General features: G+C 53.1%; 19 protein-coding genes. 11 read left to right on the forward strand and 8 right to left on the reverse strand.

All coding sequences use genetic code 11. The features are described 5' to 3' along the window. The first annotated feature begins 62 nt into the window (after positions 1-62). A complete protein-coding gene (locus EHN13_RS15235) occupies positions 63-632 on the forward strand; it encodes a carboxymuconolactone decarboxylase family protein (RefSeq protein WP_124021679.1) in 570 nt (189 codons plus the stop codon). Next, complete coding sequence (locus tag EHN13_RS15240) at positions 625-1,248, forward strand: CDP-alcohol phosphatidyltransferase family protein (RefSeq protein ID WP_124021680.1); 624 nt, start codon at positions 625-627, stop codon at positions 1,246-1,248. Before EHN13_RS15235 ends, EHN13_RS15240 begins: the two co-directional genes overlap by 8 nt. Before the next feature lie 7 nt (positions 1,249-1,255). Here EHN13_RS15240 and EHN13_RS15245 read toward each other — a convergent pair whose 3' ends face one another. The 7 genes from EHN13_RS15245 to xthA all read right to left on the reverse strand — a co-directional run bounded on the left by EHN13_RS15245 (position 1,256) and on the right by xthA (position 8,386). Next, positions 1,256-2,563, reverse strand: a complete 1,308-nt coding sequence (locus EHN13_RS15245; protein WP_124021681.1) for a rhodanese-like domain-containing protein — start codon at positions 2,561-2,563, stop codon at positions 1,256-1,258. A gap of 88 nt (positions 2,564-2,651) precedes the next feature. Then, complete coding sequence (locus EHN13_RS15250) at positions 2,652-3,284, reverse strand: ATP-binding cassette domain-containing protein (RefSeq protein WP_101741727.1); 633 nt, start codon at positions 3,282-3,284, stop codon at positions 2,652-2,654. Further along, positions 3,284-4,819 (reverse strand): ABC transporter permease family protein, encoded by a 1,536-nt coding sequence (locus EHN13_RS15255; RefSeq protein ID WP_124021682.1) that lies wholly within the window; start codon positions 4,817-4,819, stop codon positions 3,284-3,286. Before EHN13_RS15255 ends, EHN13_RS15250 begins: the two co-directional genes overlap by 1 nt. Then, positions 4,792-5,961 (reverse strand): ABC transporter substrate-binding protein, encoded by a 1,170-nt coding sequence (locus EHN13_RS15260; RefSeq protein WP_124021683.1) that lies wholly within the window; start codon positions 5,959-5,961, stop codon positions 4,792-4,794. Before EHN13_RS15260 ends, EHN13_RS15255 begins: the two co-directional genes overlap by 28 nt. Positions 5,962-5,992: 31 nt before the next feature. Further along, positions 5,993-6,703, reverse strand: a complete 711-nt coding sequence (locus tag EHN13_RS15265) for a TVP38/TMEM64 family protein (protein ID WP_124021684.1) — start codon at positions 6,701-6,703, stop codon at positions 5,993-5,995. After that, positions 6,700-7,356: a TVP38/TMEM64 family protein gene (locus EHN13_RS15270; RefSeq protein WP_167470004.1), complete on the reverse strand. Its 657-nt coding sequence runs from the start codon at positions 7,354-7,356 to the stop codon at positions 6,700-6,702. The genes EHN13_RS15265 and EHN13_RS15270 overlap by 4 nt, the downstream gene beginning before the upstream one ends. Before the next feature lie 223 nt (positions 7,357-7,579). Then, positions 7,580-8,386, reverse strand: coding sequence for an exodeoxyribonuclease III (gene xthA, locus EHN13_RS15275; protein WP_116360166.1), 807 nt, complete (start codon positions 8,384-8,386; stop codon positions 7,580-7,582). Between the two features lie 444 nt (positions 8,387-8,830). Here xthA and astC point away from each other — a divergent pair, with 444 nt between their 5' ends. The 7 genes from astC (at position 8,831) to ves (ending at position 16,617) form a co-directional block, all read left to right on the forward strand. Next, positions 8,831-10,051 (forward strand): succinylornithine/acetylornithine transaminase, encoded by a 1,221-nt coding sequence (gene astC, locus EHN13_RS15280; protein WP_061067774.1) that lies wholly within the window; start codon positions 8,831-8,833, stop codon positions 10,049-10,051. Continuing rightward, positions 10,048-11,082 carry an arginine N-succinyltransferase gene (astA, locus tag EHN13_RS15285; protein ID WP_101741722.1) on the forward strand — a complete coding sequence of 345 codons (1,035 nt, stop codon included), beginning with the start codon at positions 10,048-10,050 and terminating at the stop codon, positions 11,080-11,082. Before astC ends, astA begins: the two co-directional genes overlap by 4 nt. Continuing rightward, positions 11,079-12,557: a succinylglutamate-semialdehyde dehydrogenase gene (astD, locus tag EHN13_RS15290; protein ID WP_124021685.1), complete on the forward strand. Its 1,479-nt coding sequence runs from the start codon at positions 11,079-11,081 to the stop codon at positions 12,555-12,557. Before astA ends, astD begins: the two co-directional genes overlap by 4 nt. Further along, the gene (gene astB, locus EHN13_RS15295) at positions 12,554-13,897 is read left to right on the forward strand and encodes an N-succinylarginine dihydrolase (RefSeq protein ID WP_124021686.1); all 1,344 of its coding nucleotides are present in this window, start codon (positions 12,554-12,556) and stop codon (positions 13,895-13,897) included. The genes astD and astB overlap by 4 nt, the downstream gene beginning before the upstream one ends. Continuing rightward, positions 13,890-14,855, forward strand: coding sequence for a succinylglutamate desuccinylase (gene astE / locus EHN13_RS15300; protein ID WP_115602142.1), 966 nt, complete (start codon positions 13,890-13,892; stop codon positions 14,853-14,855). The genes astB and astE overlap by 8 nt, the downstream gene beginning before the upstream one ends. A gap of 348 nt (positions 14,856-15,203) precedes the next feature. Beyond that, positions 15,204-15,689: an ATP-independent periplasmic protein-refolding chaperone Spy gene (gene spy / locus EHN13_RS15305; RefSeq protein WP_048211888.1), complete on the forward strand. Its 486-nt coding sequence runs from the start codon at positions 15,204-15,206 to the stop codon at positions 15,687-15,689. 352 nt (positions 15,690-16,041) lie between these two features. Then, positions 16,042-16,617 carry an environmental stress-induced protein Ves gene (gene ves / locus EHN13_RS15310; RefSeq protein ID WP_124021695.1) on the forward strand — a complete coding sequence of 192 codons (576 nt, stop codon included), beginning with the start codon at positions 16,042-16,044 and terminating at the stop codon, positions 16,615-16,617. A 57-nt stretch (positions 16,618-16,674) separates the two neighbouring features. Here the strand turns inward: ves and nadE are convergent, their stop codons facing one another. Then, a complete protein-coding gene (gene nadE, locus EHN13_RS15315) occupies positions 16,675-17,505 on the reverse strand; it encodes an ammonia-dependent NAD(+) synthetase (RefSeq protein WP_101741717.1) in 831 nt (276 codons plus the stop codon). Positions 17,506-17,715: 210 nt separating this feature from the next. Here nadE and osmE point away from each other — a divergent pair, with 210 nt between their 5' ends. Continuing rightward, positions 17,716-18,057 (forward strand): osmotically-inducible lipoprotein OsmE, encoded by a 342-nt coding sequence (gene osmE / locus EHN13_RS15320; RefSeq protein ID WP_003030621.1) that lies wholly within the window; start codon positions 17,716-17,718, stop codon positions 18,055-18,057. A 298-nt stretch (positions 18,058-18,355) separates the two neighbouring features. After that, the gene (gene chbB, locus EHN13_RS15330; RefSeq protein WP_003832547.1) at positions 18,356-18,676 is read left to right on the forward strand and encodes a PTS N,N'-diacetylchitobiose transporter subunit IIB; all 321 of its coding nucleotides are present in this window, start codon (positions 18,356-18,358) and stop codon (positions 18,674-18,676) included. Positions 18,677-18,758: the final 82 nt, after the last annotated feature.

Genomic DNA, 18,758 nt, shown 5'->3' on the forward strand with positions numbered 1-18,758 from the left:
AACGACAGAAAATGACATACTATCGTTATCTTTGTTTTATCTAAAGTATTCAGGAGCCACCGTTGAACGAACCTCAGTCGTGGGTAAAGCCGTTAACGCGTATCCCTTCCAGTCTAAAACCGCTCGCTGCTACGCAGAAAAAACATTATGGCGATGTGCTGCATCCTACGCGCTGGTGGGGGCGGATGCCGTTTCTTTTTTGGCTGGTAGCGCTGTTTGTCGGATTTCTGGAGCGTAAAAAGGCGCGTTTAACGCCGGTGATGCGCGCGCTGTTGATGACCCGCGTATCTCAGGTGTGCCACTGCGCTTTCTGCGTTGATGCCAACAGTCTACGGCTGGCTGAACGCTGTGGCGCGCTGGATAAAGTCTTACAGGTTGCCAACTGGCAAGAATCGGCGCTATTTAGCGCAGAAGAGCGCGTAGCGCTGGCCTATGCCGATGCGATCACCGCCACGCCGCCACAGGTTGACGCTGCGCTGAAAGCGCAGATGAAGCAGCATTTTACCGATGATGCCATTACGGAAATGACCGCGCTGATTGCGTTTCAAAATCTCTCGGCGCGTTTTAATGCCGCTCTCGATATTCCTTCGCAGGGACTGTGCGACACCTTCAAAGGACGCCCGCATGCTTGACCGTCATATTCATCCGCGTTTAAAACCGCTTTTGCATCGCTGCGTGGGCATTATTGATAAGCCTGCGATTACCCCGGACGGGCTTACGCTGGTCGGTTTTGCCATTGGCGTGTTGGCCTTGCCATTTCTGGCGTTAGGCTGGTATCTGGCGGCGCTGGCGGCCATTGTGCTCAATCGGCTTTTTGATGGGCTGGATGGGGCACTGGCGCGGCGCAGAGGGCTAACCGATGCAGGCGGATTTCTTGATATCTCGCTCGATTTTCTGTTTTACGCCTTAGTACCATTCGGTTTTATGCTCGCCGATCCGGCGGCTAACTCGCTGGCTGGCGGCTGGCTGCTGTTCGCCTTTATGGGAACCGGCAGCAGTTTTCTGGCCTTTGCCGCGTTGGCGGCGAAACATCAAATTGATAACCCGGGCTACGCGCATAAATCGTTTTATTATCTGGGGGGACTGACCGAAGGTACTGAGACGATTTTGCTGTTTGTGTTTGGGTGTCTGTTCCCGGAATATTTTGCCGTGATGGCGTGGGTTTTTGGCGCGCTGTGCTGGATGACGACGTTTACCCGGATCTGGAGCGGATACCTGACGCTAAAAGCGGTTCAGCGTCAGGCATAATCAGAGATTACTTGCTGCTGTCCGGACCCCGTTCACCGCTGGAGACCGGGTTTTTTGGATTGCTGCTCCACTCATACCAGCCGCCGTCGTAAACGGAGACGTTTTTCCAGCCCATCGCGCGGGCATACATAAACGTTTCCGAAGCACGCCAGCCGGTACCGCAATAGAACGAGACCTGCTGCTGTGGCAGAATATTCCATTGCTTCCACATGGCGGCGATGTCATCCGCGCTGCGCATGGTGCCATCCGGATTATGGAAATCTTCCATGTGGGTGGAATCACTGCCCGCGTGGCCCCAACGTGCGCCTGCAATCTCACCTTTTGGCTTAATGTAGCTATAGCCGCTGGTGGTACCGACAAATTCTGGCCATGAACGAATGCTCACCAAAGACGCATCCTGGCGATGAAGCAGACCGCGAGCCTGTTCCATATCGAGCATCAACTGCGGCTGGGCAGGAATGGTCACGCCGAAATCTGGTTCTGGTTTCACCGATGGCGCCGTGCCGCGTTCGACCGGTAAACCTGAGTCGGACCAGGTTTGCCAGCCGCCGTCGAGCAGACGAACATCTTTCACGCCGGCGTACAGCATAATTTGCGCCACGCGCGCAGCGGCATAGACATCGCGGCCATATAAAATCACCGTGGTGTCATGGCGGATACCGTGCTTCGCCAGCATCGTTTTGAGCTGTTCGTCGGACACTTTGTTCCACAGCGGTTCGCTTTCGACTTCGTTGGTATCAATGTAGCCCGCACCAGGGATGTGGCTCAGCAGATACAACTTCGGTGCGCCCCAGGCGGCCTCAATCACTTTCCAGTCGCCCGCCGGTTTAGCAGTTACGTTTTTACCCTGCTGCAGGTCGTGCAGCCACTGCGGGTACACCAGCTGTTCGAAGTGCGGCAGACGTTGCAGGCGGGCTGGGTCCGTAAGCGCATCGCTGAGGGTGGAGATATGGTTAAAGCCCACTTTTTGCAGGCGGGCTTTGACAGCCTGTATGTCGTTATCGCTGCCATACAGTGCCACCGGCGTGTCAGTGTTGAGTTGATGTGATTTAACCCAGGCGCTGAGTTGTTCATCATTCATCTTGTCGAGCCAGGCGGCAGACAGGTTCAGTGCGGAAGGTTCGTGTCCTGAAGGACCATTAAGCGACTGCGGCCAGCCGTTGTAAAAAGCGCTCTGACGGGTATCGATTGCCGCGCCTTGCTTTTGCTGTAACTGGTCGAGGGTGAGCGTCTGTGCTGTTTCAGCAGCCCAGGAAGAAGCGCAAGCGAGCCCTAAAGCCAGTGCCAGCGCGGTCATTTGAGAAACACGTTTCATCGAATAGCCCGACGTTGAAAAAAAGAGGACGACATTCTGTGCCGCCGGTTAAGTAAAAACCTTGCGTTAACGCAGCATATCGCCACATTCACGCCCAGTTTTCCATCTGAAATACACGGCCTGCTGGCGGGACATCCTGCGCGTCATGGGTAACCTGTACCACTGGAATACCCAGCTTACGTACCTCGGTAAAGACCCACCGGCGAAAGGTATCGCGCAGCGACGTGTCCAGCCTGCTAAAGGGTTCATCGAGTAACAGCGCCTGGGGCTGCGCCAGCAGTGCGCGGAGCAGGGCGACACGCGAACGTTGTCCGCCGGAGAGCGAAGCCGGATCGCGCGAATAAAAACCGGCCAGGTCCGCACGCGCGAGAGCGCTTTCCACCGCATGTCGTCTGGTGGAACCCTGTAGAGTGGCGGGTAGGGCCAGCAGTAAATTCTGCCCAACGCTGAAATGGTCAAACAGCAGTGCATCCTGAAACAGAATGCCAATCTGGCGCTGCGCCGTAGGCAGAGCGTCAACGCGTCGTGCGTTGAGCCACAGCTCGCCTGATGCCTGAAATTGAGGTGACAACGCCCCGACCATCCACGAAAACAGCGAAGACTTTCCACTGCCGGAGGAACCCATAATCGTGACAATGTCACTTTTATCAACCTGAAAGGTAACGTTCTTCAGCAGCGCAGTCGCACCCTGGTACAACGAAACGTTTTGCACAATGAGCATTAGCGGAGTCCTTGTCGAAAGCGGCCAATCCACGCGGCGAGAAAGGCTGCGAGTGCGAAAACGAGCAGTGGTAGAAGAAGCTGCCACAACGCTTGTGTTGCCAGAATCTCGCCGCTACCGCCGCTGCTTAATGCCACCGCTTCGGTGGTCAGCGTGGGATAGCGTCCGGCACCTAGCCACAGCGTCGGCATATACTGGGCGATACTGACCGAGAAGCCAACCGCGAAGGTAATCAATGCCGGGCGCACCAGCTGCGGGCATTTCACCAGCCAGAATATCCGCCCCCGCGACCAGCCCAGCGTTTGTGCAATCAAAATTAATCGCGGGTCAATGCGCTGCCAGGCCGGTTTAAGCACAAATAGCATCCAGGGCATCACCCACAGCAGGTGGCCCCAGATAATTGTCGTCATCAGTCCATCCTGTCCGGCATATAACGCCAGCAGATATTGTCCGGTTACCAGCGGTAGCGCAGGCAAAATGAGCGGTAGCCAGACCCAGCGGTGCCCGGTTTGTGGGCCCCATTCCAGCCAGACAAAAAGTATCAGTAGCGCTAACACGCTGGAAAGAAGCCCTAGCTGCAGGCTATTGCTGAGCGCCTCGTGGTTTAGTGAGGAATAGCTGGCGATAAGCGCCAGTACAAGCGCGCATACCACACCGCTGACGGGCAAGATCTGTACCAGCGGGCGTGCGATTGTTATAGGTGAAAAATGCAGGCGTTCACCATTTACTGCCGGGATAGTACGTCGCCAGGCTCGCCACAACAGATAACCCACCAGCGCGATAATGAGGAGCAACAGCACCAGCAACAGGCTGGCGAGTGCGCCTTTCGCCTGCTGTTCGACATCGCCCTGACTGAGCCATTGCCAGCTCAAAACTGCCAGTGTTGGCGGATTTCCGGGGCCGAGGACGATTGCCACATCCACAACGGAGAGTGACCAGGCAACAATCGCCAGCATAGCTTTACCTAATGCCGGGCCGATAGCAGGCAGTACCAGCCAGTTCAGGCATTGCAGTCGGCTGTAACCCAGCGAATCCAGCACGATAACCTGCTGCGAAAGTTGTTTTTCACTCAGTAGAGCCGAGAGGATCCATAACAAAAAAGCGCTCTCTTTCACCGCCAGTGTCACGCCAAGCCCAATGCCGTAACGGTCTGGCTGTGGGCTGAGGAACGGTAGCCATTGCCAGATTTTACCGCCTTCGGCAAAAACCAACAGCACGCTGGTGGCGAAGGCAACATGCGGGACCGCCAGCAGCCACGGAAGACGGGTGCTTAGTCGCGCCCAGCCTGCGCCGGGCCATAAAGCGAGGATTGCCAGTAGCGCGATGATCAGTGCGCCGCCGGCAGCCAGTCCTGTGGAAACCAGCGTCGCCAGTAACGCCTGCGGAAGTTGAGGGTCGGCAAAGAGAGCCAGCCAATGGGTTAGGCTAAGGGCTGGCGCTATCAGAGAGAAAGCCGCTGGCGCCAGCGGCAGATAAACTGCCGCCATGATGGCCCAGAGTAGCAAAATTAATGCGTACCGTAGCGGCGTAGCCATTCTTGTTCCAGAGCGTTTACCCAGGCAGCATGCGGTTCTGGCAGCACGGCGGGGAGTCCTTGCGGGATCCGTGCCAGCAGCGCATCACGTTGTTCGACGGGTAATTTTTGTGGATCAAGCACCGAAGGATCTCCCCAGACGCTCGGGTCAGCTTTGCGCAGCTGCGCTTCAGGTGAGAGCAGAAAGTTTGCCACCACTTTCGCTCCGGCGCTGGCGCGCGCATTCGCCGGAATAGCGACAAAATGCACGTTGCCGAGCATGCCCTGTGAAAAACCAAAACTGTAGCTGCTTTTGGGTAATTCGCCGCTGGTCACTTTTTGCTGCGCGTGGGCAGGGTTAAAGGTCAAGGATAAACGCAGGGTTCCAGAATTGAGCAGCGCATCCATTCGCGCAGGTGTGGGCGGAAAGTCTTTGCCTTCGCGCCACAGTACAGGGTGCAGTGTATCAAGATAATGCCACAACGGCGCGGTAACGTCGGCGAATGTGGCTGTATCTGGCGCGAGTTTTAGCGCTTGTGGTTGCGTGGTGAGCGAAATTAACAACTGCTCCAGAAACGCCGTACCGGTAAAGTCAGGCGGGCGCGGATAGGTCACCGTGCCGGGGTGCGCCTGCGCAAATTCAAGCAGTGCCTGCGGAGATTGCGGCGGCTGCGCGGTGAGATCGCGCCGGGCAATAAAGGTGAGTTGGGCACCGCCCCACGGGGATTCAGCCCCCTCCGTTGGCACGGAGAAATCCTCGCTCACCGGTTTTTGGGTATCAACATAGCGCCAGTTAGGCAACGTTTGCGCCCATTGGGTTTGCAGCAGCCCGGCTTCTTTCAGGGTGCGGAAATTTTCGCCGTTTACCCACAATAAATCGACAGAGCCGCCTGTTTTTCGCCCAGATGCCGCTTCTGTCTGGATGCGTTTTACCGCGTCGGCGGCATCTGCGAGACGTACGATTTTCAGGTTAATGGCGTAGTGCGTTTTCATCTCACCGCTAACCCAGTCGAGATACTGGTTAACTGCATTGTCGCCACCCCAGGCGTTGAACCACACCGTCTGACCGCGGGCATCGTTTTTGATTTGTTGCCAGCCGTCGTTCTGGGCAAACGTCGCCAGCGGACAGAGCATTAAACTCAGGCACAATAAGCAGTAACGCATAGTATCTCCATGGCTAAAAATGGGGGAAGTCTCAGGTTTTTTTTCGTTGATGTTCAAGATAAAGGCTTCTCGCCACTGAAATTATTACGCTCAGAGCGAACAGGATGAACAGGCCGGTTACAAACCAAAATGTACCGCCGGTTAACAGGCTACCCGCCCATGAATAGACGATAGTAGCGGGTAACTGTCCGATGCCGGTGGCGATGAAAAAATGGCGAAACCGAATCGAGGTCAGGCCTGCCGCGTAGCTTACCGGATCGAACGGTACAAAAGGTAACAGGCGACAGACCAGAATGGTGTGCTTGCCATAGCGCTCGAAAAAAGCGTCCATATTGTTCAGCACCGTTTTTCCGGTCAGCTTTTCTACCGCACCGCGACCTAAAATACGGGCAATAAAAAAGCACAGCGCCGCACCTACCATCGCACTGCTCCAGGACAGTATGCCGCCCCAAAATGCGCCAAACAGCGAGGCGTTGGCAAAGGTGATCACAAAAGCGGGAAGCGGGGCGACGATGGCCTGCAAGATCATCAGGAAGAATGAAACGACCGCCGCCTGAGTTCCGTAAGAACGAATAAAATTCTCAATTGCATGCTGATCGAGCGTGGCAAATGCCGCCAGGCTGGCGTGGAGAAAATCGCTCACGCCAGGTATCCACGCCCACGCCATCAGCGCGAGCAGCAGCAGAGCAATCAAACTCGCCCGGTAATAGCGAACCAGCCGAGCTTTGTTTCGTTTTATCATTTATCCGTACACTCATGATTTGCTGACGGATCGATATGCTTATACCGGGCCCAGGCTTTGGCTGCCTGAACGAGGGCGAATAACGCCAGCCCCGCCACGCTGAGCTTACCGATAAATACCAGGGTAATGCCTTCACTGGCCAGTTCGTGTGACATCAGCGTATAGATAAAAATACCTGGTAACGTGGTGATAGCTGAAATCAGAGTAAATGACCAGAACGGAATGGCCGTCAGCCCATAGGCATAGTTTTGAATATTATAAGGAAACAGTGGAACGAGGCGGGTCAGGATCAGAAAGTCGATACCGCTATGGGCAATCCCTTTTTCGATCGCCTGAAACGTCGCCGTATGCCCGACATGTTTCAGTAATAGTTCCCGCCCAAGCCAGCGTGCCAGTAAAAATGACAATGCCGAGGCAACAGTTGCTGCCAGTAAAGAGATGAGCGTGCCAACCAGTGGGCCGAAAAGGATACCGCCGACAATCACCAGTATGCTGCCGGGTATCAGGCACAGCGCAGCAACAATAAACAGCAGAATATAAAGTGCGTAGCCGAACAGCCCGCTTTGGTGGATGACATCTTGCAAATGATGGAGATTGGTTATCAGGTCAGACAGACCAAAATAGTGGAAAACCCCAGCCAGGGCGCAGAACAGCACTGCCACAATCAGCAGTCGGTATTCTGCCTTATGCGAACTTCTTTTTCATGGGGGGTCTCCTGTAAATCCGTGGGCAATGATGCGTTTTCACCAGCGAAAAGTGCGCGCGAAGATATAGTAAAATCCCGCTCGCAACAATGTATTACCGCCGCTTTTTTGATTTTGCACAGAATATACTGACTCTCCAGGCGAGGCCCGGAGAGCGAAAAAATGCAGATAATTAGACGCGGAATTTTGCCCACACTGGCGCGTGGTCGGACGGTTTTTCCATGCTGCGAATTTCATAGTCGATGCCGGTTTCTTCGCAGCGTTCCGCCAATGGGTTGCTCGCCAGCAGCAGATCGATACGCAGGCCACGGTTATCGTCAAAACCTTTTGAGCGGTAATCAAACCACGAGAACTGGTCGTTTTTATCAGGATGCGCGTGACGATAGGTGTCCACCAGCCCCCAACCTAACAGACGTTCCATCCACTCACGTTCTTCTGGCAGGAAGGAACATTTCCCGGTACGCAGCCAGCGTTTACGGTTCTCTTCGCCAATGCCGATATCGAGATCGGTTGGGCTAATATTCATATCGCCCATGATCAATACCGGATTGTCGCGCTTCAGCTCTGTCTCAAGATAGTTTTGCAGGTTCTGATAAAACGCGGCTTTGGCCGGGAATTTAGTTTCATGGTCACGACTTTCGCCCTGCGGGAAATAGCCGTTGATGACGGTGATGTTGCCAAGCGGAGACGGGATCTCCGCCATAATGATACGGCGTTGCGCCTCTTCGTCATCATTTGGGAAACCACGGCGCACTGCAATCGGCGTCTCTTTGGTCAACAGCGCCACACCATAATGGCCTTTCTGACCGTGATAGAAAACGTTGTAACCCAGTTTTGCTACCTCTTCGAGAGGGAACATATCGTCGTGAACTTTTGTCTCCTGTAAGCCAATCACATCCGGTTGGTGTTTTTCGACAATGGCTGCCAGTTGATGAGGACGGGCACGCAGGCCGTTGATATTAAAAGAGACAAATTTCATAGTCGCTGCCACTTTGTAAGATGAATAGTGCAAGGATGGTAGCAGAATTTCCACGAACTGACTGCTTCTTGTCACCTGATTCCAACAATGATTGCTAATGGTGTTAACGATGGCGCAAAAACTGCACCGTTTTGGCGCGAAGCGCGTCGCTATGGGGCAATAATTTCCGATAAATTTCGTATACGATCACAATTCCAGAATTATATTTGGTGACTGAATAAAATTTCGGTTTTTCCTCTAATTAGTCCTCTGTTACGCAAACATATTCACTTTATATGCACATATAGTGAATATTGCCGTGTTGTAACTTGTTGATATCCCGTTCTCTGACCCCGTTTATGCACTTTTTTCGCTGGCTGGCACGAACCCTGCAATCTACATTTACACCGCAAACACTATATTTATTAACATATAAATAACCTTTTATTTACCGTTGAGGTCGCTATGTCTCTGTCAATTACGCGTGAAAATTTTGATGAATGGATGATGCCTGTATACGCTCCGGCCCCTTTTATTCCGGTGCGGGGTGAAGGTTCACGTCTGTGGGATCAGCAGGGTAAAGAGTATATCGATTTCGCGGGAGGCATTGCGGTTAACGCGCTGGGTCACGCCCATCCGGCATTGCGCGAGGCATTAAACGACCAGGCGAGTAAATTCTGGCATACAGGAAATGGCTACACCAACGAGCCGGTATTGCGTCTGGCGAAAAAGCTGATTGACGCCACCTTTGCCGAGCGCATTTTCTTCTGTAACTCCGGCGCAGAAGCCAACGAAGCGGCACTAAAACTGGCGCGTAAATATGCCCACGATCGTTTTGGCAGCCAGAAGAGCGGGATTGTGGCGTTTAAAAATGCATTCCATGGCCGCACGCTGTTTACCGTCAGCGCCGGTGGTCAGCCCGCCTATTCACAGGATTTCGCGCCGCTGCCGCCGGATATCCGCCATGCCGTGTATAACGATCTCGATTCTGCCAGCCAACTGATTGATGACACGACCTGTGCGGTCATCGTCGAGCCTGTACAGGGCGAAGGCGGCGTGGTGCCGGCAACAAACGCGTTTTTGCAGGGGCTGCGTGAATTATGCGATCGCCATAATGCGCTGCTGATTTTTGATGAGGTTCAGACCGGGGTTGGCCGTACCGGCGAACTGTATGCCTATATGCACTATGGTGTGACGCCAGACCTGCTGACGACGGCCAAAGCGCTTGGCGGTGGTTTTCCTATTGGGGCGTTATTGACCACAGAACGTTGCAGCAGCGTGATGACCGTGGGCACTCACGGTACAACTTACGGCGGAAACCCATTAGCCACTGCCGTAGCGGGTAAGCTGCTGGAAATTGTTAACACGCCGGAAGTCCTCAATGGTGTGAAACAGCGTCATGACTGGTTTGTGGAACGTATTAACGCCATTAACGAACGTTTTGGACTGTTTAGCGAAATTCGTGGGCTTGGACTGCTGATCGGCTGCGTACTGAATGCGGAATATGCCGGGAAAGCAAAACTCATCTCGCAAGAAGCAGCCAATGCAGGGGTGATGGTACTGATTGCCGGCGCTAACGTGGTGCGTTTCGCGCCAGCGTTAAACGTCAGCCAGGAAGAGGTGGCAACCGGGCTGGATCGTTTTGCGCTGGCATGCGAACGCATTAAAGCAGGAGGTTCATCATGATGGTGATTCGCCCCATTGAACGTGCTGATATTACCGCGTTGATGCAGCTTGCCGGTAAGACCGGCGGCGGATTGACCTCGCTACCGGCGAATGAAGCGACGCTAATGGCGCGTATCGAACGTTCGCTACAAACCTGGCGCGGTGAGTTGCCCAAAAGTGAGCAGGGATATGTGTTTGTGCTGGAAGACAGCGCCAGCGGAACTGTGGCGGGGATTTGCGCCATTGAGGTGGCGGTAGGACTTAACGATCCCTGGTACAACTATCGGGTCGGTACTCTGGTGCATGCCTCGAAAGAGTTGAATGTCTATAACGCATTGCCGACGCTGTTTCTCAGTAACGATCACACCGGAAGCAGCGAGCTTTGCACGCTGTTTCTCGATCCGGACTGGCGTAAAGAAGGTAACGGCTATTTGTTGTCGAAGTCGCGCTTTATGTTCATGGCCGCGTTTCGTGACCGTTTTAACGAAAAAGTCGTTGCAGAGATGCGGGGTGTCATTGATGAACACGGTTATTCACCGTTCTGGCAAAGCCTCGGAAAACGTTTTTTTTCAATGGAATTCAGCCGCGCAGATTTTCTCTGTGGCACCGGACAAAAAGCCTTTATTGCTGAGCTGATGCCTAAACACCCTATTTACACCCACTTCCTGTCGGAAGAAGCACAAAGCGTGATTGGCGAAGTGCATCCGCAAACGGCGCCAGCCCGTGCGGTGCTGGAGAAAGAGGGGTTTCGCTACCGTAACTATGTCGATATTTTCGACGGCGGGCCGACTCTGGAATGCGATATCGACCGGGTGCGGGCAATACGTAAAAGCAGGCTGGTGGAAGTGGCGGAAGGTCAGCCAGCAACCGGCGATTATCCGGCTTGTCTGGTGGCTAATGAAAATTACCAAAACTTCCGCGTCATGTTAGTGCGTGCCGACCCGAATACCCAACGACTGGTGCTGACGGCAGCACAACTGGACGCCCTGAAATGTCACGCGGGTGACCATGTACGTTTTGTGCGTCTTTGTGCAGAGGAGAAAGCAGCATGACATTATGGATAAACGGCGACTGGGTAACAGGGCTCGGCGAGCGTCGGGTGAAAACCAATCCCGTCAGCGGAGATGTGCTGTGGCAGGGTAATGATGCCGATGCCACTCAGGTGGCGCAGGCGTGCCACGCAGCGCGTACGGCTTTTCCGGGCTGGGCAAGACAGTCTTTTGTCGCGCGTCAGGACATTGTCGAGAAATTCGCGACGCTGCTGGAGAGTAATAAAGCAGAACTGACGGCGATCATTGCACGGGAAACCGGCAAGCCGCGCTGGGAAGCTGCAACCGAGCTGACGGCGATGATCAATAAAATTGCCATCTCAGTGAAGGCGTATCACACCCGTACCGGGGAACAGCATAACGCGCTGCCAGATGGCGCTGCGACGTTACGTCATCGCCCACACGGTGTTCTGGCCGTGTTTGGCCCGTATAACTTCCCCGGTCATTTACCTAATGGTCATATCGTTCCGGCGTTGTTGGCTGGCAATACGTTGATTTTCAAACCCAGCGAGCTGACGCCGTGGACCGGTGAAGCCGTGGCAAAGCTGTGGGCGCAGGCGGGATTACCGCCGGGCGTGCTGAACCTGGTACAGGGCGGGCGTGAAACGGGGCAGGCCCTGAGCGCGCTGGAAGACCTTGATGGTCTGCTGTTTACCGGCAGCGCCAATACCGGTTATCACCTGCATCGACAGTTATCTGGCCAGCCAGAAAAAATCCTCGCTCTCGAGATGGGAGGGAACAACCCGCTGATTATCGAGAACCCGGAAGATATTGATGCCGCCGTGCATCTGACCATTCAATCTGCGTTTGTTACCGCCGGACAGCGCTGTACCTGCGCCCGCCGCCTGTTAGTTAAAAAAGGCGCGCAGGGTGATGCGTTCCTGACGCGTCTGGTGGAGGTTAGTCAGCGTTTAATGCCCGGCAACTGGGATGCAGAACCGCAGCCGTTTATGGGCGGACTGATTTCCGAACAGGCCGCGCAGCACGTTTATGATGCCTGGCAGCGTCTGGCGTCTTTGGGGGGCCGTACCTTGTTAGCACCGCGTCTGGTGAAAGCCGGAACGTCACTGCTGGCTCCCGGTATCATCGAACTGACCGGAGCGGCGAACGTACCTGATGAAGAGGTTTTTGGCCCTCTGCTTGGCGTCTGGCGCTATGACAGCTTTGATGACGCGATTCGCATGGCGAACAACACTCGCTTTGGACTGTCGTGTGGGTTAGTTTCACCCGATCGCAGCCAATTTGATCAATTGCTGCTGGAGGCGCGGGCAGGGATCGTCAACTGGAATAAGCCGCTAACCGGCGCGGCAAGCACTGCACCGTTTGGTGGGATTGGTGCCTCAGGCAACCATCGCGCCAGCGCGTGGTATGCCGCAGATTATTGTGCCTGGCCGATGGCAAGTCTGGAATCACCAGCCTTAACGCTGCCAACGGCGCTTAGCCCAGGACTCGATTTTTCTCGTGAGGATAAGCGATGAAAGCCCGTGAGATTAATTTTGATGGTCTGGTGGGACTGACCCACCACTATGCTGGATTGTCATTTGGTAATGAGGCCTCAACCAAACACCGTTTTCAGGTGTCGAACCCTCGTCTGGCGGCGAAACAGGGTTTGCTAAAGATGAAAGCGCTGGCGGATGCGGGATTTCCCCAGGCGGTGATCCCGCCCCATGAGCGGCCTTATATTCCGGTGCTACGGCAGTTGGGATTCAGCGGCAGTGATGAGCAGGTACTGGAAAAGGTGGCACGGCAGGCACCTCACTGGCTCTCCAGTGCCAGTTCCGCTTCGCCGATGTGGGTGGCGAATGCGGCAACGGTCTGTCCTTCGGCAGATTCGCTGGACGGAAAAGTGCATCTGACGGTCGCGAATCTGAATAACAAGTTCCACCGTTCACTGGAAGCGCCAACCACAGAAGCGTTGCTAAGCGCGATCTTCCGCGATGAGAGCCGCTTTACGGTCCATAGTGCATTGCCACAGGTTGCGTTACTGGGTGATGAAGGCGCGGCAAACCATAACCGTCTCGGTGGTGATTACAGCGACCCCGGCATACAGGTGTTTGTCTATGGTCGTGAAGAGGGCAACGGCGCGCATCCGAAGCGTTATCCGGCGAGGCAATCCAGAGAAGCCAGCGAGGCTGTTGCGCGACTGAATCAGGTGAACCCTAATCAGATTATCTTTGCTCAGCAAAACCCGGATGTTATCGATCTTGGTGTGTTTCATAACGATGTTATTGCGGTATCAAATCGTCAGGTGCTGTTTTGCCATGAATTGGCGTTTGCCAACCAGCAGGCTTTGTTACAGCAGTTGCATAGCCAGGTGGCGGGATTTACGGCGCTGGAAGTTCCCCTGGCTGAAGTGTCAGTGCAGGATGCCGTGGCAACATATCTGTTTAACAGCCAGCTACTCAGTCGTGATGACGGTTCAATGATGTTGGTCTTGCCGCAGGAATGCCGGGAGCATGCAGGGGTATGGCATTATTTAAACCGTCTGCTTGAAGATGACAACCCGATTGACGATCTACGGGTATTCGATCTGCGCGAAAGCATGTCCAACGGTGGTGGCCCGGCATGTCTGCGCCTTCGGGTCGTGTTAACCCCACAGGAGCAACAGGCGGTGAACCCGGCGGTTCTCATGAATGATGTGCTGTTTAACACGTTGAATAACTGGGTTGACCGTTACTATCGCGATCGTCTTACCGCCGCAGACCTTGCTGACCCGCAGTTGCTGCGCGAAGGGCGTGAAGCGCTGGATACGTTGACGCAATTACTCAACCTCGGTTCGGTGTATCCCTTCCAGCAGGAGCGTACACGCCATGGATAATTTCCTTGCGCTGACGCTTGCGGGGGGGGCGCCAGATGCCACCCGGGGGAAAGCTCACGGTTTTGACTGGCAATGGATCGGGCATGGCATGCTGGAGCTGACGCCGGTTGTTCCGGTTGAGCGTTCGCTGGTTTTGTCTGCGGGCATTCATGGTAATGAAACCGCACCAGTAGAAATACTGGATACATTGTTGGCCGGGTTGTTTAGCGGCAAGCTGCCGCTGACATGGCGGCTATTGCTGATCCTGGGCAATCCGCAGGCGTTAGCTGCGGGCAAACGCTACTGTCATAGCGATCTGAACCGTATGTTTGGCGGCCGCTGGCAGATTTTTACCGCGAGTGAAGAAACGCGCCGAGCCCATGAACTTGAGCTGTGTCTGGACGATTTTTACGCGCGGGCGCAAGAGTCAGTACGCTGGCATCTGGATCTGCATACCGCGATTCGCGGCTCACAGCATCTGCGTTTTGGCGTGCTGCCACAACGTAATGTTGCCTGGGACGAAGATTTTCTGGGATGGCTGGGAGATGCAGGACTTGAGGCGCTGGTGTTCCATCAGACGCCTGGCGGTACGTTCACCCATTTTAGCGCTGAACATTTTGGCGCGCTGGCCTGTACGCTGGAACTGGGTAAAGCGCTGCCGTTTGGACAAAACGATCTGTCCCAGTTTGCGCAGACGGCGGATGCGCTGGCGAAACTGCTGCAAGGCGAGCGAATCCCTACGGGAGAAACATCTCCGCTGCGCTATCGCGTGGTGGCGCAAATTACACGACGCAGCGACGATTTTATTCTCCATATGGATAACCAGACGCTCAACTTTACCCCCTTTAAAGAGGGGACCTTGCTGGCGCAGGATGGTGATGAACGTTTTATCGTCACCCATAACGTTGAATATGTTCTCTTTCCTAATCCAAATGTGGCCTGTGGTTTACGCGCGGGACTGATGCTGGAAAGGTTGTAAAAGATATATCCGCCCTCGGGTTAATCTCTGAGGGCTTATTATTGCGTGCTGTTTGTATTTATTACGGATTATTCCTGGTAAGCTGCTTTCTTAATAACCAGGTTTCAGGTATAGTTCTTCATAATTCTTTCAAAATCATCGTGTTGTGATTTTTTATTTCAACTCTGCGCAATTTATTCTTTTTTTCTTCATAATTGATGAAAGTTTGTTTTTTACACTTTCATTGTTTTACCGTTGCTCTGATTAATTGACGCTTAAGTCGGTAAAGTTAATCCCGTCAACACGACATCACATTGCATAAGCTTCGCATGAATGTCGTAAGAATAACTGAAAGGAAGGATAGAAATTATGCGTAAATTGACTGCTCTGTTTGTTGCCTCTACCCTGGCGCTGGGCGCTGCAAACCTGGCTCATGCCGCTGACGCTACCACAGCAGCTCCGGCAGATGCCAAACCGATGATGCACCACAACGGTAAATTCGCCCCGCATCACGACATGATGTTTAAAGACCTGAACCTGACCGATGCACAGAAACAGCAGATCCGCGACATCATGAAAGGTCAGCGCGATCAGATGAAACGTCCTCCGCTGGAAGAACGCCGTGCAATGCACGATATCATCGCCAGCGATAGCTTCGATAAAGCGAAAGCTGAAGCGCAGATTGCGAAGATGGAAGAGCAGCGCAAAGCTAACATGCTGGCGCATATGGAAACGCAGAACAAAATTTACAACATTCTGACCCCGGAACAGAAAAAACAGTTTAATGCCAATTTTGAGAAGCGTCTGACAGAACGAGCAGCGCAGAAAGGTAAAATGCCACAAGCTGCCGAATAATCGGTAGGCGTCTATACTCAATCATTCACGCTGTGTCGGAGCAGATTGCCCCGGACAGCGTGAAAAAAAACTCAAGACCGCCGGCCTTGTCCACAACACGTTTAACGATGTGGGCAGGATCGGCGGTTTTTTCTTTCCTACCTATTGCACAGCGCTTGGGACAGGTTATGCTCCTGAGGCCCGCGAAAATGCTACCTGGATCAGCGCGTTAAACTTTTTTGCAAAACGCCATGGTCATCGCTAAGGCAAATCAACTCTGCTGCCGATAACAACGAGCAGGGTGAATGATAACAATGATGATTTGGCTGCCTGATGACGGCATGTCGGCGCACAGTGCCTTTCTGGAGGGATGATGGAGTACTTTGATATCCGCAAAATGCCGGTTAATCTCTGGCGTAATGGTGCGGGAGAAACGCGTGAAATATGTTGTTTTCCGCCAGCAACGCGCGACTTTCACTGGCGGGCGAGTATTGCCTCCATTGCTGCGAACGGCGAATTTTCACTCTTTCCCGGAGTTGAGCGCGTTATTACACTGCTCGAAGGGGGAGAAGTCACATTGGAAGGTGCTAACACGTTACCGCATACGCTAAAACAGCATCAGCCTTTTACGTTCGCCGGTGACCGCGTGGTAAAAGCGAAGCTGACGGAAGGGCAGATGTCGATGGATTTCAATATCATGACCCGACGGGATGTCTGCCAGGCGAAAGTCAGAGTTGCCGACCGCACGTTTACAACTTTTGGTTCGCGCGGCGGCGTGGTATTTGTTATCAGCGGTGCCTGGCAACTGGGCGATAAGCTACTGACCGCCGATCAGGGTGCAAGCTGGCACGACGGTAAACACACCTTACGACTGCTGGAGCGCGAGGGAAAACTGCTGTTCAGCGAGATTAACTGGAAGCCAGGTTTTTCGCCTGATTCGGTGCAATGACGTCGCTTGGGCCGGATAAACCATTTTGTGGTTATCCGGCACGGGTAAATCAGCGAATTACGATTTTTTCCAGAAGTCGTCAAACACCGTAATCGGTGGGCGACGTTTGTGTTCTGTTTTCACGTACCAGCCTTCAATTTTCTTCGCAACGTCGGCATTCAACGTTTTTCCTTCCAGATAATCGTCAATGTTGTCGTAGGTAACGCCTAATGCGGCTTCATCTGGCAGAGAGGGACGATCGTCTTCGAGGTCGGCGGTTGGCGCTTTCTTGTATAAATGCTCAGGGCAACCCAATGCCGCAAGAAGCTGCTTACCCTGACGCTTGTTGAGGCGGAATATTGGGTTAATGTCAGTGCCGCCATCGCCATATTTGGTAAAGAATCCGGTAATGGCCTCTGCGGCGTGATCGGTACCCACGACAACACCGCTGGTCATTCCGGCGATACTGTATTGTGCCTTCATACGCTCGCGGGCTTTTTCATTGCCGCGCACAAAATCACTCAGTTCAATACCTGCTTCGCGCAATGCCTGCTCGCTGGCCAATACCGCGCCTTTGATGTTGACGGTGAGTACACGGTCAGGTTGTATAAACGCTATCGCGTCCTGACAGTCCTGTTCATCGGCCTGCACACCATAAGGCAGTCGCACGGCAATAAACTGCAAAGCATCGTTACCCGTTTCTTCACGTAACTCGGAAATCGCCATTTGGCATAACTTTCCGGCCAGGGTTGAGTCCTGTCCGCCGCTAATCCCTAACACCAGCGATTTAAGGAAAGGGTAGGTTTTGAGGTACGATTTCAGAAAATCCACGCTGCGGCGAATTTCCTCTTCTGCATTAATATGTGGTTTGGCACCAAGTGCCCGGATTATCTCTTGCTGCAGAGTCATTTAACCCCCTATGGAAAATAAAATGATCAAAAATAACGATGTGTTAAAGCTAACGCGTTGACGTCCAAACGACAAGGGATGCAGCCGGATATAACATCATTTTGTTTTGATAGAATTTTCTGAAATGACCCGAGTATCAACTGACAGCTTGAAAAATGCGTTGTTGTGCTCCAGGCTTATATAACACGCTGAAAAACAAGAGGACGGAATATGAACAAGAATCTAACAGGAATTCTGAGTGCAGCGGCGGTATTGACTATGCTGGCAGGCTGTACGGCTTACGATCGTACTAAAGACCAATTTGTGCAGCCCGTGGTGAAAGATGTGAAGAAAGGGATGAGCCGGGCGCAAGTGGCGCAGATTGCCGGTAAACCTTCTTCTGAAGTCAGCATGATCCATGCGCGTGGTACATGTCAGACCTACATCCTGGGTCAACGAGATGGTAAAGCAGAGACCTATTTTGTTGCATTAGATGATACTGGGCACGTGATTAATTCCGGCTACCAGACCTGTGCGGAGTACGACACCGACCCGCAGGCAGCGAAGAAGTAACAACTGTTTATTGCCTGAGCACTCTGACGAACCGGCCGCTGTGCCGGTTTTTTTGTGTCACGCGATCTTATTTATTGTCGCGAATTATTTGCCCGAAGTGTGAGGGGTGTCATAACCACAGGTCAAGGAGAGACAATTTAGTTGGTCAATGAAATACCATCCGCGGGTGCAATCCCGTATACTCATTTCAGCCACCTAAAAAAGTAATTTAGCTGACGCAAGTTACCCAGAGCATGGATGCAGGTTATGGCTTGCGGAGTGTCTGGTACACAGATAATCGCACATGAGGATCGTTTTAATGGAAAAGAAACACATTTATCTGTTTTGTTCTGCGGGCATGTCGACTTCTTTGTTGGTCTCGAAGATGCGTGCTCAGGCTGAAAAATACGAAGTGCCGGTTATCATTGAAGCGTTTCCCGAAACGCTGGCCGGAGAAAAAGGCCCAGTAGCCGATGTCGTGTTATTAGGTCCACAGATTGCTTATATGTTGCCCGAAATTCAGCGTTTGTTACCCAACAAACCTGTAGAAGTGATTGACTCGCTGTTGTATGGCAAAGTCGATGGTTTAGGCGTGCTTAAGGCTGCAGTTGCAGCAATTAAAAAAGCCGCAGCAAATTAATTATTTTAAATTTTCCCGTCAAAGAGTTATTTCATTAACATTCACCGCAATTGTTAATTGCGGTATTTAAGGGTATTTTTCT

This window comes from Citrobacter youngae, assembly GCF_003818115.1.
In the GTDB taxonomy this organism is placed as follows: Bacteria; Pseudomonadota; Gammaproteobacteria; order Enterobacterales; family Enterobacteriaceae; genus Citrobacter; species Citrobacter youngae.